This is a genomic window from Nocardia brasiliensis NBRC 14402 (assembly GCF_000308475.2).
Taxonomy (GTDB): domain Bacteria; phylum Actinomycetota; class Actinomycetes; order Mycobacteriales; family Mycobacteriaceae; genus Nocardia; species Nocardia brasiliensis.
In genome coordinates this window covers 35,176-49,034 of sequence record NZ_BAFT02000104.1, presented here as the reverse complement: position 1 = coordinate 49,034, position 13,859 = coordinate 35,176, and the positions used below count along the sequence as shown (strand labels likewise).

13 protein-coding genes and 1 pseudogene are annotated in these 13,859 nt (G+C 69.0%); 8 read left to right on the top strand and 6 right to left on the bottom strand.

What is annotated here, in order from left to right:
- Both TY25_RS34990 and TY25_RS34985 read right to left on the bottom strand, forming a co-directional pair.
- Positions 1–1,203 carry a 4-hydroxybenzoate 3-monooxygenase gene (locus TY25_RS34990; RefSeq protein ID WP_042263639.1) on the bottom strand — a complete coding sequence of 401 codons (1,203 nt, stop codon included), beginning with the start codon at positions 1,201–1,203 and terminating at the stop codon, positions 1–3.
- A complete protein-coding gene (locus tag TY25_RS34985) occupies positions 1,200–2,432 on the bottom strand; it encodes an MFS transporter (protein ID WP_042263637.1) in 1,233 nt (410 codons plus the stop codon). The genes TY25_RS34990 and TY25_RS34985 overlap by 4 nt, the downstream gene beginning before the upstream one ends.
- 102 nt (positions 2,433–2,534) lie before the next feature.
- Between TY25_RS34985 and TY25_RS34980 the strand changes: the two genes are divergently transcribed.
- Positions 2,535–3,437, top strand: a complete 903-nt coding sequence (locus TY25_RS34980; RefSeq protein WP_042263635.1) for a LysR family transcriptional regulator — start codon at positions 2,535–2,537, stop codon at positions 3,435–3,437.
- Between the two features lie 11 nt (positions 3,438–3,448).
- Here TY25_RS34980 and TY25_RS34975 read toward each other — a convergent pair whose 3' ends face one another.
- Both TY25_RS34975 and TY25_RS34970 read right to left on the bottom strand, forming a co-directional pair.
- Positions 3,449–5,794, bottom strand: coding sequence for a glycoside hydrolase family 65 protein (locus TY25_RS34975; protein ID WP_042263634.1), 2,346 nt, complete (start codon positions 5,792–5,794; stop codon positions 3,449–3,451).
- Entirely contained in the window at positions 5,791–6,561 is a 771-nt protein-coding gene (locus tag TY25_RS34970) for an HAD family hydrolase (protein WP_169744370.1), read from the bottom strand. The genes TY25_RS34975 and TY25_RS34970 overlap by 4 nt, the downstream gene beginning before the upstream one ends.
- A gap of 108 nt (positions 6,562–6,669) precedes the next feature.
- On the opposite strand from TY25_RS34970, the gene TY25_RS34965 reads away from it, so the two are divergent.
- The 3 genes from TY25_RS34965 to TY25_RS34955 are packed head-to-tail and all read left to right on the top strand — an operon-like array spanning position 6,670 to position 8,216.
- On the top strand, positions 6,670–7,233 hold the full coding sequence (locus tag TY25_RS34965; protein WP_042263632.1) for a nucleotidyltransferase family protein: 564 nt from the start codon (positions 6,670–6,672) through the stop codon (positions 7,231–7,233).
- Positions 7,234–7,503: a BON domain-containing protein gene (locus TY25_RS44325; RefSeq protein WP_042263630.1), complete on the top strand. Its 270-nt coding sequence runs from the start codon at positions 7,234–7,236 to the stop codon at positions 7,501–7,503.
- A gap of 5 nt (positions 7,504–7,508) precedes the next feature.
- Positions 7,509–8,216, top strand: a complete 708-nt coding sequence (locus TY25_RS34955; RefSeq protein WP_042263628.1) for a metallophosphoesterase family protein — start codon at positions 7,509–7,511, stop codon at positions 8,214–8,216.
- An 8-nt stretch (positions 8,217–8,224) separates the two neighbouring features.
- On the opposite strand, the gene TY25_RS34950 is transcribed toward TY25_RS34955, so the two are convergent.
- A complete protein-coding gene (locus tag TY25_RS34950) occupies positions 8,225–8,545 on the bottom strand; it encodes a mycothiol-dependent nitroreductase Rv2466c family protein (protein ID WP_174484645.1) in 321 nt (106 codons plus the stop codon).
- A 115-nt stretch (positions 8,546–8,660) separates the two neighbouring features.
- On the bottom strand, positions 8,661–9,740 hold the full coding sequence (locus TY25_RS34945; protein WP_042263626.1) for an AraC family transcriptional regulator: 1,080 nt from the start codon (positions 9,738–9,740) through the stop codon (positions 8,661–8,663).
- 212 nt (positions 9,741–9,952) lie between these two features.
- On the opposite strand from TY25_RS34945, the gene TY25_RS34940 reads away from it, so the two are divergent.
- The 4 genes and pseudogenes from TY25_RS34940 to TY25_RS34925 form a co-directional block, all read left to right on the top strand.
- Positions 9,953–10,828, top strand: coding sequence for a hypothetical protein (locus tag TY25_RS34940; RefSeq protein WP_042263624.1), 876 nt, complete (start codon positions 9,953–9,955; stop codon positions 10,826–10,828).
- A 67-nt stretch (positions 10,829–10,895) separates the two neighbouring features.
- Entirely contained in the window at positions 10,896–11,282 is a 387-nt protein-coding gene (locus TY25_RS34935) for a hypothetical protein (protein ID WP_042263622.1), read from the top strand.
- A gap of 101 nt (positions 11,283–11,383) precedes the next feature.
- The gene (locus TY25_RS34930) at positions 11,384–12,493 is read left to right on the top strand and encodes a PLP-dependent cysteine synthase family protein (protein WP_042263620.1); all 1,110 of its coding nucleotides are present in this window, start codon (positions 11,384–11,386) and stop codon (positions 12,491–12,493) included.
- A pseudogene (locus TY25_RS34925) lies at positions 12,490–13,758 on the top strand (MFS transporter); the annotation flags it as partial. The gene TY25_RS34930 and the pseudogene TY25_RS34925, both read left to right, overlap by 4 nt.
- Positions 13,759–13,859 lie beyond the last annotated feature (101 nt).

Here is a 13,859-nt window from a genome sequence, read left to right as displayed (position 1 = left end):
TCACTCCTTTCGTCGTTCGGTCGGTTTCCGGTGCGCCCAGCCGGTGTAGCCCTCCGCGAAATAGGCCGCGCCGTAACGTGATCCGGTGATCAGCGCAAGTTCGCCGCGCTGGCGTTCGATATCGAAGGGCGACGCGCCGTCGATGCTGTGCAGCATGGTGGTCGCCCAGTAGGAGAAGTGCTGGGCGCGCCACACCCGGTCCAGGGCTCGCTCGGTGTACCGGTCCAGCACATCCGGGTCACGCCGGGTATAGAACTCGGCGATCTCCTCCGCCAGCACCGCGACATCGGCGAGGGCGAGGTTCAGTCCTTTCGCACCGGTGGGCGGCACCGTATGCGCCGCATCGCCGGCCAGCAGCAGATTCCCGTGGCGCATCGGCGCGGTGACGAACGAGCGGAACGGCAGCACCGTCTTGGCGACGATCGGACCCTCCCGCAGGGCGAACCCGTTGCCGTCGACCCGGCGGCGCAGCTGCGACCAGATCCGATCCTCGTCCCATTCCTCGAGCCGCGTCCTGGGCGGGCACTGGAAATACATCCGCTGCAACGCCTCGGTGCGCCGGCTGATCAGCGCGAAGCCGAATTCCGAATGGGCGTAGATCAATTCGTCGTGCGAGGGCGGCGCTTCGACGAGCACGCCGAACCAGGCGAAGGGATACTCACGGAACCACTCCCTGCGGGCGCCCGGCGGGTAAGCGTGCCGGCAGATCGAGTGCGAGCCGTCCGCCCCGACGAGCAGATCCGCCTCGACGCGCACCGGACTGCCGCATGATTCGGTGAACGTGACGGTCGGACGGTCGCCGGAGCTGTCGACGGCAGTGCCGGTCACGCCGTAGCGCACGTCGCCGCCGTCGGCGCTGCGCCGCCGCGACAGGTCCAGGAACACCTCGGTTTGCGGGTAGAGCCACACGGATTCGCCGACCGACTCCTGGAAGTCGATGCGATGGTTCGTGCCGTCGAACCGCAGCACGACGCCGTCGTGCCGGTCACCCGCCGTGCGCACCCGGTCCGAGACCCCCGAATCCACCAGCAGCCGAACCGAACCCGCCTCGAGGATCCCCGCCCGGATGGTGCTCGCGATGTCGTCGTACCCGCGGTGGTCGACGACCACGCTGTCGATCCCGGCGCGGTACAGCAGATGCGAGAGCAGCAGACCGGCCGGCCCCGCACCGACGATCGCCACCTGGGTGCGGATATCCCTCACGCCGGTCGCACTTTTCGCGCGAGCTGCGGCTCGGGCTCGACCGGGGCGAGTCCGTGCACGGTGGTCCGCGGCACCGCGGCCATGGCGAGCAGGCCGATGCCCGCGACCGCAGCGAAGAGATAGAAGCCCCACGGGTTCGCCGAGCCGGCGACGATGAGCCAGCCGGTGATCGTCGGGCCGGAGATGGCCCCCAGCCTGCCGACTCCGGCAGCGAAACCCATTGCGGTCGCACGTATCTCGGCGGGATAGGCCTGCGTCACGTACGCGTAGATGAGCACCTGCGCGGAGAAGACGAACACGCCCGTGACGAGCACCAGCGTATTGAGCAGCGCGGTGCTGGAGATCCGCACGCTGAGCGCCGCCAGGAACAGCGCCGCGGCGGCGAACCATACCAGGACCGTCGGTTTGATCCCGCGCCGGTCGGCGAGTGTCCCGGCAGTGAGCAGGCCGATCACCGCGCCGATGTTCAGCATGAGCAGCACGGTCAATGAGGTCGACATGTTGTATCCGGCGTCGCGCATCAGTTTGGGCAACCAGGTGTTCAAGCCGTACACGAGCAGCAGGCCCATGAACGACCCGACCCAAACCCCCAGCGTCGCACGCACATACAGCGGACGCAGCAGCACGGTCGGTCGCAGCCGGTTGGGCGCCCCCTTGGCCGCCAGGTATGCCTCCGACTCCGGCAGCTTGGCCCACAGCACCGGCAGCAGCAGGAAACCGGCCGCGCCACCCGCGTAGAACAGCGGCTCCCAGTGCGGGATCACCCGCAGCGCGAGCAGCGCGGTCAGCACCGCGCCGGTGTGGTAGCCGGTCATGGTGATGGTGCTCGCGAACGCGCGCCGCGCCGGCGGCATGTGCTCGGCCATGAGCGTCAAGGCGGTCGGCAGGCAGGCGCCCAGACCGATGCCCGCGATCAGCCGGAACACGGCGAAGACGCCCACCGAACCGGCCAGTGGTATCGCGGCGGTGCACAGCGAGAACACCGCGATCGAGCAGAGCAGCATGCCGCGCCTGCCATAGCGGTCCGCTATCGGGCCGGAGGCCGTCGCGCCGATGGCAACGCCGACCAGGGAGATGGTGGCGGCGAAAGTGGCACTCGCCGCGGTGAATCCGAGATGGCGCTGGTCGATCAGGGTGGGAATGACGGCGCCGAGCACGACGAGGTCGTAGCCCTCCAGCAGCACGGTCAGCCAGCAGAGCACCGCCGGCCAGGACAACAACTTCTTCATAGGGAGTTCGTTTCTGGTGTGCAGTTGTGAGTGCCATCACGCTACGATCGGCCTCATCAGAAATCCAATAGATGTTTTTCCCCACTTGCATAGAGGAGATCTATGGGCGCGGAGTTCGATCTCAACCTCGTCCGAACCTTCGTCCTGCTGTACGAAACCCGCAGCGTGACCGCGGCGGCCGACGTCCTCGGCGTCACCCAGCCCACGGTCAGCTACGGACTGGGCAAGCTGCGCCGCCGCCTCGGCGACGAGCTGTTCGTGCGGGGCCCCGGCGGCCTGGTCCCGAGCTCGGAGGCCGAGCGGCTCTATCCGCCGCTGCGCACCGCCATCGAGCAGATGGACGCAACCATCGGCGCGACAAAGGAATTCGATCTTTCCGGGCCGATCAGCTTCGCCATCGGGCTCACCGACCTCGGCGAGGTCAATTCGTTGCCGCGGGTGCTCGCGGAACTCACCGCCCGCGCGCCCGCCGCGAGCCTGCAGGTGCGCGCGTTCGACATCGCCACCGCGACCGACGAACTCACCCGCGGCCGGGTGGACGCGATCGTGGCCACCCCGATCCTGGATTCGGCCCGGCTCAGCAGGCTGCCGCTGTTCACCGAGGGCTACGCGGGCATGGTCGCGGCCGACCATCCGCGGCTACAGAGCCAGGCCCCCACCGACGCCGAACTGCGCGCCGAACGGCATATCGTCGTGGACGGCGCCACCGGCCACCCCGCCCCCAGGCACGCCCTGCGCGCACACGGCCTGGAGCGTCGAATCGCGGTCCGGGTAACCCGTTTCGCCACCCTGCCCTATGTCGTGCAGGACAGCGAACTCGTCGCGATCGTCCCGCAGCGGGTGGCCCGCGCGCTCGCCCGGACCCACCCCGTGCGCACCTTCGCACTCCCCTGGCAGATCGACCCCGCCGAAGTAGCCGCGTACACCCGTCGACCGCCCGGCCGCAGCCCCGCCCAGACCTGGTTCCTCGACGTCATCCGCGCCGCGCTCCAGGATCTGCCGTAGCCGACGGCATTTCAGGCGCGACGATACGGGGCGCGCCCATCCGGCGGTTCGGCTTTGGACTCGCTCGGTGTATCCGGGAGCGGCAGGAGCAGTGGTTCCTGCCCGACGGTGTGCGCATCGCCGTGATGGCGAAAGGTGCAGGACTCCCCGGACAGCAGCCGGTAGGTGACGGCGTCCCGCGTGATCTCGACCGCCAAACGACTGCCGCGCCAGAGAATTCGGAAAGCGAGCCGATTCAGCTGCTCGGGTAGCCTTGGCGCGAAACGCAATTCGCCGTCGCACTCGCGCATGCCGCCGAAACCGGCTACGCAGCAGCTCCATGCGCCCGCGAGCGAGGCGATGTGCAGTCCGCTCGCGACGTTCTGGTGCAGATCGTGCAGATCGGTGAGCGCGGACTCGACGAAGTAGTCGAAGGCCAGCGACAGATTACCGACCTCCGCCGCAAGGATCGATTGGGCGCAGGCCGACAGCGAAGAATCCCGGACGGTCAACGCCTCGTAGTAGTCGAAGTTCCGTACCTTCTGCTCCGGCGTGAAAGCGTTGGGGCACAGGTACATCGCGAGCGTCAGGTCCGCCTGCTTGATCACCTGCTTGCGATTCAGGTCGAAGTACGGGTAGTGCAGCAGCAAGGGGTAGCGATCGGCCGGGGTCGCGGCGAAATCCCAGCGCATGTAGCGGGTGAACCCCTCCGACTGCTCGTGGACCCCGAGCTCATCGTTGTACGGCATCGCCGTCTGCTCGGCATCGGCACGCCAGCGCTCGATCTCGGCCGGGGAGACCTCGAGACGCCGCGCAACGTCGGGGTGCCGCGCGCACGCCGCAGCAGCCCCGCGCAGATTCCGCTGCGCCATCAGGTTCGTGTAGATGTTGTTGTCGGCCAGCGCCGAATACTCGTCCGGGCCGGTGACACCGTCGATCCGGAAGGTTCCGCCCGAATCCCGGTGGCCGAGACCGGTCCACATGCGGGCGGTCTCCACCAGCAATTCCACCCCGCACTCCCGCTCGAAGCGCTCGTCGCCGGTCGCGGTGACGTACCGGATGGCGGCATCCGCGATATCGGCATTCACGTGCACCGCCGCGGTGCCGGTCGGCCAGTAGCCGGAGCCCTCCTCGCCGTTGATCGAACGCCACGGGAACATCGCGCCGGGCTGCCCGAGTTCACGGGCCCGCTGCCGGGCCAGGTCGAGCGTGGTGTGCCGCCAGCGCAACGCGTCCGCGGCGGCGGCGGGCACCGTGTGGATGAGTACGGGAAGCACGAAAGTCTCGGTGTCCCAGAACGAATGCCCGTCGTAGCCCGGCCCGGTCAGCCCCTTCGACGGGATCGCCCTGGTCTCGCCGCGCGCCCCCGCCTGCAGCACGTGGAACAGCGCGAAGCGCACGGCCTGCTGCATCTCGGGATCGCCGTCGATCTCGACATCCGCGCTCGACCAGAAGTCGTCCAGGTAGGCGCGCTGACGCTGGAGCAGCTCGTCCCATCCGGTCTCCATACCGGCGGCCAGCGCGGCCTCGACCTGCGCGCGCAACGCGGGGGTCGAGCGCTGACTGGACCAGCCGTACGCGAGGTATTTCGTCAAGCACACCGTATCGCCCCGGGCCACATCGACCGCGATCGTCAACCGGGCCAGGTCGGCTTCCGCGTGGATCGCGCATCGCGGCGTGGCCGTCGCGGTCAGCTCGTGGTCCATCGCGGCCGCCATCCGCAACTCCGATCGGGCGGTGTGGTGGGCGAGCACCGCCTGGAAGTCCCGGGCCGCGGCGAAATCGGACACCAGCGGCCGGTCCAGCCTTGCCGCGGCCCGCGGATCGCCGTGCTGCGCCGCCAGCGGTTCGTTGGCGAGCAGATCCGATTGGATCACCAGATCCAGATCGTCGTCGAGCGGCTCGACCTCGTACCGGATCGCCGCGAGGGCCCGCTCGGTGAACGAGACGAGGCGCTGCGAGCGGATCCGCACAGACCGGCCCGTGGGCGAGGTCCACACCGTGCTGCGCCGCAGTGTGCCGGAACGGAAGTCGAGCACGCGTTCGTGGGCCTCGGTGTGGCCGTAGCGCAGATCCATCGGCTCGTCGCCGACGAGCAGGCGGATGATCTTGCCGTCGGTGACGTTCACGACGGTCTGTCCCTGCTCCGGATAGCCGTAACCTACTTCGGCATAAGGCAATCGGCGCTTCTCGTAGAAGCCGTTGAGATAGGTGCCCGGCTCGCCGACCGGCTCGCCCTCGTCCAAGCCGCCGCGCAGGCCGAGGTGCCCGTTGGCCAGCGCGAAGATCGATTCCGTGCGTTTCAGCGCGGCCAGATCCAGTCCACACCACCGCAATTGCCACGGATCCGCCTCGAAGCCACGACAGTCCGCTGTCACCGCTGCTCCTTCAACTCCGACAGGTCGGCCACGACGACATCCGCGCCCGCCGCGGTCAAATCCTGCCGATGCCTGCCGTCACCGACTCGATCGACACCGACGACGAACCCGAAACCACCTGTGTGACCCGCTGTCACCCCGGCCACCGCATCCTCGAAAACCGCTGCCGCGTCCGGCTGCACGTCCAGGCGCCGGGCGGCCTCCAGAAAGCCGTCCGGCGCGGGCTTGCCGTGCAGGCCGAGCCGGACCACATCGTTGCCGTCGACCCGGACGTCGATACTGTCGGCGATCCCCGTGACCTGTAGCACCGCAGCGGCATTGGCCGAGGCCGTCACCACGGCCACCCGCAGCCCCGCGGCGCGGACCGCCGCCAGATAGTCGACCGAGCTGGGATAGACCTCGACACCTTCGCGCTCGATGAGCGAAAGCAGCAGACTGTTCTTCCGGTTGCCCAGAGCGTGCACGCTGTCCATACCTGGCTCGGCGTCCGGCTCCCCCTCCGGCAGCGTGATATCGCGGGACCGCAGGAACTCCCGCACCCCGTCGGCCCGCGGTCGGCCGTCGACGAAGCGCAGATAGTCGTCGCTGGAGAACGGCACGAAATCCGGCCCGCAGCGTTGCCGGAGATAGTCGTCGAACACCTCTCGCCAGGCTCGCTGGTGCACCGCCGCGGTGTCGGTCAGGACCCCGTCGAGGTCGAACAGCGCCACCGAGATCACATCGGGCAAACCCAGGCGGCTACCCCGGCCGTCCCTTTCAGAGGTCATGGCGGGGCGATACCCCGTCCCGCCGCCGGAAAACCCGGCGCCGCGCGGCGGGGAGGCGACCACGCCGGTGGTCCGCATAGTCGACCGCCTACCGGGTATCGCCCCACCATGGTCGCCACGATCGATGAGCTGCTGCACGCACTGACCCGAGCCGTCAATGCGCTGGCCGCGGCGGAGGTCAAGTTCGCGGTGGCCGGTGGCTGCGCGGTCTACGCGCGCGGCGGACCGGCCTCGCAGCACGATGTGGACATCTTCGTCAAACCACAGGACTGCGACAAAGCGGTACGTATCCTGGCCGAAGCCGGCCTGCGGGTGTGCGACCCGCCCGAGGACTGGCTACGCAAGGTCTACGCGGGCGACGTCCTGATCGACGTGATCTACCGGCCGAACTACCGCGACGTCACCGACGAGCTGCTCGACCGCGCGACCCCGATGCGGATCGGCCCGACCTCCGCGCCCGTGGTCAGCGGCACCGATCTGATGGTGGACAAACTGCTGGTCTTCGATGCGCACCGGCTCGACTTCGCCCCGCTGCTGCACATCGCGCGTGACCTGCGCGAGCAGATCGATTGGCCGGCGACCCGCGAGCAGACCGAAAGCTCGCCCTACGCAAGGGCATTCCTCGGCCTGATCGACGATCTCGGCATCACCGACACCGGAAAGGTGGAATAGATGGAGCAGCCGCAATACCTGGTGGCGCACCTGCGCCGCGCCCTCGCCGAGGACCCGCGCACCGCGGAACTCGGTGTGCACGTGACGATCCGCGGCGACGTGGTGGCCCTCGACGGCGAAGTCGCCACCGAGGAACGCAAACGACAGCTGGAAACCGTGGTGCGCGAAGAGCTGCCACAGGCCCGCATCCACAACGACGTCCGGGTCACCCTGCCGGGCGGCCCCGGCGTCAGTGAGGCGCTGGGCTCCGTCGACACCGGAAGGAGTTGAGCCGCATGCGGATAGCCGCCGTCGGCGATGTACACCTCGGCGTCGACTCGCACGGACTGTGGCGCCCGACGCTGCGCGAGTTGCCCGAGCACGCCGATATCCTCTTGCTCGCCGGCGATCTCACCCGCCACGGGACCGTCGAGGAAGCCAAGGTGGTCGCGACCGAATTCGCCGAACTCGGCGTGCCCGTCGTCGCGGTGCTCGGCAACCACGACTATCACAGCGACGCCGAAGACGAGATCACCACGCTCCTGGTCGAGCACGGGATCACCGTGCTCGAAGGCAGTTCCGTCACCTTCGACGTGCACGGCCGGACCCTCGGCGTCGCGGGCACGAAAGGCTTCGGCGGCGGTTTCGCCGGAAAGTGCGCGAGCATCTTCGGTGAGCGGCAGATGCGCGATTTCTCCTGTCACACAGTCGCACTGGCCGATTCGCTCGCCGCGGCGCTGGCCGAGCTCGACACCGATGTCACGGTCGCGCTCACCCACTACTCCCCCGTCAGCGACACCCTGCACGGCGAACCGCGGGAGATCTACCCGTTCCTCGGCTCGTACCTGCTCGGCGAAGCCATTGATGCGCACGCCGCCGACCTGGCCTTACACGGCCATGCCCACGCAGGCACCGAACGCGGTACCACCCCCGGCGGGATCAGGGTGCGCAATGTGGCCCAACCGGTACTGCGGGCCGCCTACGCCATCTACGAGATCGCCTGACGGGCGGCCTAGCCCAGCTCGGATTCGTCGGTACGGGCGCGCTTCAACTCGGCGAAGGCGGGGCACGCCGCCAATACCGTTACGGCATCGAACAGTTGGACGGCGCGCCGGCCCCGCGGCACCGCCGACAACACCGGCCCGAACACCGCCGCGCCATCGATCTCGATGATCGGCGTGCCCACGTCGGGTCCCACCGCGGCCACCGCCTGGCGGTGACTGCGGCGGACCGCGTCGTCGAATTCTGTGGTGTACGCGGCCGCCAGCACGCTGCGCGGGGCGCCGATGGCGGTCAGCGACTCCTCGATGATCTGCTTCGACTCGTGACTCAAGCGACCGCCTTCCGGATTTCCATGGCGGGCAGGATCTTTCGCACCTCTCGAACGTAGGCCGCGGCGTCGAAGCGCGCAATCGACCGCGACGCCCGCACAACACCGGGCGCGAGGTTCAAGCCGGCTTGCCGACGATCGAGACAGCGCTGCGCCGCTCGAATCTGGCTGGTGCCGGGCCGCCGCGCCGGGCCTGCGCGGCCCGGCGGATCTGCAGCGGCGTCGCGCCGAACCAGCGACGCGTCGCCCGGGTGAGCGCTGATTGTTCGCCCAGGCCGATCAAACTGGTGATCTCCGAGATGGGCCGCTCGGTCTCGCACAGCAGCCGATACGTGATGTCGCGGCGCGCCGCGTCGAGGACCGCGGTGAACGTGGTGCCTTCGGCGGCCAGCGCCCGCTGCAGCGTGCGTTCGTGCACGGACAAGACCCGGGACACCGCCGCCATATCGGGTTTGGCGTGGGTGATCAATCCGTCGATCGCGCAGCGCACCCGGACGGCCGTCGTCTTGTCCCGTTCGGAGTACGTGTCGGTCAGGAAGTCCAAGGCCACCGCGTACTTCGTGGCGTCGCCCGCCAGGGTCGGCCGGGTCAGCAGTTCCTCGGGCACCCGCAGCACGGTGGTCGTCGCGTCGAATCGTACTTCGGCACCGAAGAATTCGGCGTAGCGGGCCGCGGGCGCCAGCGGCGGATGCGGCAGGTGGACCGACCGCAGGCCGTAGTCACCTCCGACGGCCTGCCGCAAGGTGCGGTGGATGGTCCCGGCAGCCAGGTCGATGCTCTGGGCGAAGCCGTTCGACTCGGCGGGGTCACGGTAGTTGATCGCGATCGTACCCGGCTGCCCCTGTGGATCCGGGACCACCGCGAGCGAGACACCGACGGAGTGGCTGAACAGAAAACGGGACGCGCACGTTACCGCCGCACCCACCGTCGTGGCGTGCGCGATCGCGACGGCCAGCGGTCCGGAGGTCGTGTCGAGCTGCCGTCCCGCCAGCCGCAAGCCGAAATCCGGGCAGCCGAGTTCGGCCGCCGCGATCTCGAGCGCCCACCCCACCGCCTCGCTCGACACCATGGCGTCGTGGCTCTCGACCGCTTCGGCAGCGATATCGAAGCGTTCGAGCAGCGCCGCGCCTGCGCCACCGAGATCGTCGACGAGAGCCTGGTAGCCGCGTAATGCCGCGGCACGCGTCCACACCACCATCGTCGCTCCCGTCGTCGCGCACGAGCCGCCTCCCCGGCGGACGTCAGCTCAATTGCTGGAGCGTAGCCGAGGACCGGGGGTTGTTCCAGGGGGAAATATCCGGCGGCGCCCGAGGATCGGTCCGCTGGCCGACACAAAGCCCTGACTTCGCGCCGCGCGGTACCTACGCTCGCCCTCGAGTAGCTCGGAATCGAAAGGGATCGGGGGAGCATATGTTCACCGGACGCACACTCTGGCCGTCGAATCAGCCGATCGCCGCGCCTGCCTTGACGGTGTTCGGCAACCGGCTGGTGCTGGTCTGGTCGACGCAGAGCGGCACCATGTATGCGGCGTCGGGAATGGAAGCCGACGGAGTCGTCGACGCGAAACCTCTGCCTGCGGATTTCAGTCTGCAGCGCCCGGCCTTGGCCGCCCATGCGCAAACCGGCCTGCTGTACCTCGGCTATACCCGCACCGACGGCAACATGTGGCTCGCGTGGTCGCACAACGGCGTCGACTATCACGATCGCCGGCAGTGGCTGGAACCACCGATCGGCGGGCCCGCCATGCAGTCCGACAACGTTTCGATGTGGTTGACCTACACCGCCCAGCGCGATCTGCGGGTCAACGCGGTGCAATCACAGAATCCACCGTTCAGCCACTACGGACGCAGCCCCGAACCCGCCGAGCAGAGCGTGGACACACCAGGCCTGGTGATCCGGCCCGACAAGGGCGTGCTGCTGGCGTGGACGGGCATGGACAGCGCGAACAATCTGAACGCGCGCTATATCGGCGTCAACGTGCCGCCCGGTCGCGCCACCTTCAGCGACCGGCTCATCGGCGGCCCGAATCTGTTCCCGCTCGGCGGCCGCTACGTGGCGGGCTACACCGGCAAGAACACCAATCTCTACTTCCTCTTCGGCGTCGACAACCTGAACGAGGGGCAGACCGAACGGTGGAAGTTCGCCGACACCAGCCCCTGGCCGCCCGCGGTCGCGACCGTCAACGGCGTCACCTACGTGGCCTGGTTCGGCACCGACGGGCAGAACAAGCTCAACTTCGCCGATCTCGGCTCCATGCCGACGATCTACCGCGGCGGCAGCGGCTAGACCGGCGACCGGCACTGGGGAGCCGCGTATCCCGACACGGGGTCGGATTCGGCTATGGTTGGCGCTTGTGACCGTGCGAGTCGAGGCACCACACAGGCGAGGCATCGCCGTCGTGTTCGCGGCGTCCGCGCTGTTGCTCGCCCACGCACTGTTCATGTGCGTGCTCGGCCTGCCGGGCGTCTCCGGTACCGCGCAAGCCCTGGTGGCCGCGGAGAAGACCCTCGGGACGCCCCACCACGCCCAGTCTCCCACCGACGCGCACGATCAGGGCTGCCTCATGAGCATCCCGCAGCGCGCCGCCGAGCCCACCGCCACGACCACCGCCGTCGATCTCGACCACGCTGACGCACAAGCGAATCCGAGCCGGCCGTGGCTCGCCGGCTGGGGGACGTGGCGGATCGCCGCCCCCGACGGACGCGGCATTCTGCGAAATCTCTGTATCGATCGCTGCTGACGGCTACCCCCGCCGGCCGCCGGATCTCGGCGCGCCGGCCCGCGGGTTCGTCCGATACAGCACGGCATCTCGGATGCCGCTTCGACGCTAGGAGTTCGCTCATGTGCAGTGCCGTTGTCGATCGTGTCGTCTTGTCCGCCAACCATCTTCATCCCCAGGAGCAGAGCCGCCGACCGGCGACCCTCGTCGGGGACACCCCGGTGCTCTGGATCGGGGAACCGTTCGCCACCGCGGGCCGCGGATTCTGGGCCAAACTCGAAGCCCACAACCCCGGCGGGATGAAGGACCGCCCCGCGCTGCACATGGTCGAACGCGCCATCGCGCGCGGCGCGCTGCGGCCGGGCGCCGGGATCGTCGAATCGACCAGCGGCACCCTGGGTTTGGGGCTGGCGCTGGCGGGAATCGTGCATCGCCATCCGGTCACGCTGGTCACCGATCCCGGGATGGAACCGATGCTACGGCGCATGCTGGCCGCCTACGGCGCCACCATCGACCTGGTCACCGAGCCGAGCCCGGTCGGCGGCTGGCAGCAGGCCCGGCGCGATCGGGTCGCGCAACTGCTTGCCGCACAACCCGATTCATGGTGCCCCGACCAGTACAACAACCCCGACAACGTCGACGGCTACCAGTCGCTGGCCTTGGAACTGCTCGCCCAGCTCGGGCACATCGACGTCCTGGTGTGCTCGGTCGGCACCGGCGGCCATTCGGCCGGGGTCGCGCGGGTGCTGCGCCGCTTCCAACCGGACCTGCGCCTGGTCGGCGTGGACACGATCGGGTCGACCATCTTCGGGCAACCCGCCGCGAGCAGGCTGATGCGCGGGCTCGGCTCGAGCATCCATCCGGCCAATGTCGACTATCCGGCCTTCAGCGAGGTGCACTGGGTCGCCCCGCACGAAGCGGTCTGGGCGGCAAGAACATTGGCCTCGACCCACTATTGCAGCGGCGGCTGGAGCGTCGGCGCGGTGACGCTGGTCGCGGGCTGGCTGGCACGCACCCAACCGGCCGGCACCCGGATCGCCGCGGTGTTCCCCGACGGGCCGCACCGCTACACCGACACCGTCTACAACAACGACTATTGCGCCGAGCACGGGCTTTTCGATCAGCCGGTGCCGGCCGAACCCGACCTGGTCGACGACCCGCACGCGCAGGTGGTGCGGCACTGGACGCGCTGCACCACCGTCGTCGCGCCGAGCACGGCGCTCGCCCGATGAGCGGATGGTGGCGCCGCTGGACCGCTTTCGACCGGCCGAGTCAGGTGCTGATGGTCAACCAGTTCGGCATCAATCTGGGTTTCTACATGTTGATGCCCTACCTCGCCGCGCACCTGTCGAGCGGGCTCGGCATGGCAGCGTGGACGGTCGGCCTCGTGCTCGGCGTGCGGAATTTCGCCCAGCAGGGCATGTTCCTGGTGGGCGGCACCCTTGCCGACAGGTTCGGCTACAAACCGCTCATTGTCGCCGGGTGTGCTTTGCGCACCGCGAGTTTCGCGCTGCTGGCGCTGGCGAACACCTTGCCCGCCGTGTTGATCGCCGTGGCGGCGACCGGTTTCGCCGGCGCGCTGTTCAACCCGGCTGTGCGCGCCTACCTCGCCGCGGACGCCGGCGCCGAACGCCGGGTGGCGGCCTTCGCGATGTTCAACATCTTCTATCAGGCGGGGATACTCGCGGGGCCGCTGGTGGGGTTGGCCCTGACCGCGTGGGATTTTCGCGCCACCGCCGGGGTGGCCGCGGTCGTGTTCGCCGCACTCACCGCCGTTCAGCTGCGCCGGCTGCCCACCCGCGACCTCGACCGGGCGCGCGAAGGTGCCTCGGTGCTCGCCGATTGGCGTACGGTGCTGCGCAATCGGCCGTTCCTGTTGTTCTCGATCGTCATGGTCGGCTGTTACGTGCTGTCCTTCCAGGTGTATCTGGCGCTGCCGTTGCAAGCCGGAATCGTCAGCGGCTCAGCGCAATCCGGCACCGGGCTGATCGCGGCGATCTTCGCGGTCAGCGGCGTCGTCGCCCTCGCCGGGCAACTGCCGGTGACCAGCTGGCTCGCGCGGCGCGGCGGCTCCGGTCGCGGGCTGGTGGTCGGGATGGCGATCATGGCGGCCGCTTTCGTGCCACTGCTGTGTGCACCGAACGCGGGAGTCCTCGGCGGCAAACCGGTCGCCGTGGCCGCCCTCCTGCTCTGCGCGGCACTGCTCGCCCTCGCCACCGCGGCCGTATTCCCTTGCGAGATGGACACTGTCGTCACGCTCGCGGGCGGCCGGATCGTGGCCACCCACTACGGCTTCTACAACACGATCGTCGGCACCGGCATCCTGCTCGGCAATCTCAGCACCGGCGCTCTCTTCGACGCGCTCACCGAATCCGGTCGCCCGGCGTTGATCTGGGCCGTCCTCACAGTGATCGGCGCCGCCTGCGCGGTGGCGCTGTGGGTGCTGAACCGGTCGGCACCGCCGACCTCGGCACGCATCGAGGCGGAACGAGGTCGCCGCCAGCCGCTGACTCGGCGCACCCCTTCCGATGCACTGCACCCGTTCCGGCGTGGCACAGCGCGTGCGGGAACACGGAAGGGGTGCGCTGCTTCGGGACG

Coding starts and splice junctions, on each gene's coding strand:
- TY25_RS34985 (WP_042263637.1), bottom strand. CDS start 2,432: ATGAAGAAGTTGTTGTCCTGGCCGGCGGTGCTCTGCTGGCTGACCGTG.
- TY25_RS34980 (WP_042263635.1), top strand. CDS start 2,535: ATGGGCGCGGAGTTCGATCTCAACCTCGTCCGAACCTTCGTCCTGCTG.
- TY25_RS34970 (WP_169744370.1), bottom strand. CDS start 6,561: ATGACCTCTGAAAGGGACGGCCGGGGTAGCCGCCTGGGTTTGCCCGAT.
- TY25_RS34965 (WP_042263632.1), top strand. CDS start 6,670: ATGGTCGCCACGATCGATGAGCTGCTGCACGCACTGACCCGAGCCGTC.
- TY25_RS44325 (WP_042263630.1), top strand. CDS start 7,234: ATGGAGCAGCCGCAATACCTGGTGGCGCACCTGCGCCGCGCCCTCGCC.
- TY25_RS34955 (WP_042263628.1), top strand. CDS start 7,509: ATGCGGATAGCCGCCGTCGGCGATGTACACCTCGGCGTCGACTCGCAC.
- TY25_RS34945 (WP_042263626.1), bottom strand. CDS start 9,740: ATGGTGGTGTGGACGCGTGCCGCGGCATTACGCGGCTACCAGGCTCTC.
- TY25_RS34940 (WP_042263624.1), top strand. CDS start 9,953: ATGTTCACCGGACGCACACTCTGGCCGTCGAATCAGCCGATCGCCGCG.
- TY25_RS34930 (WP_042263620.1), top strand. CDS start 11,384: ATGTGCAGTGCCGTTGTCGATCGTGTCGTCTTGTCCGCCAACCATCTT.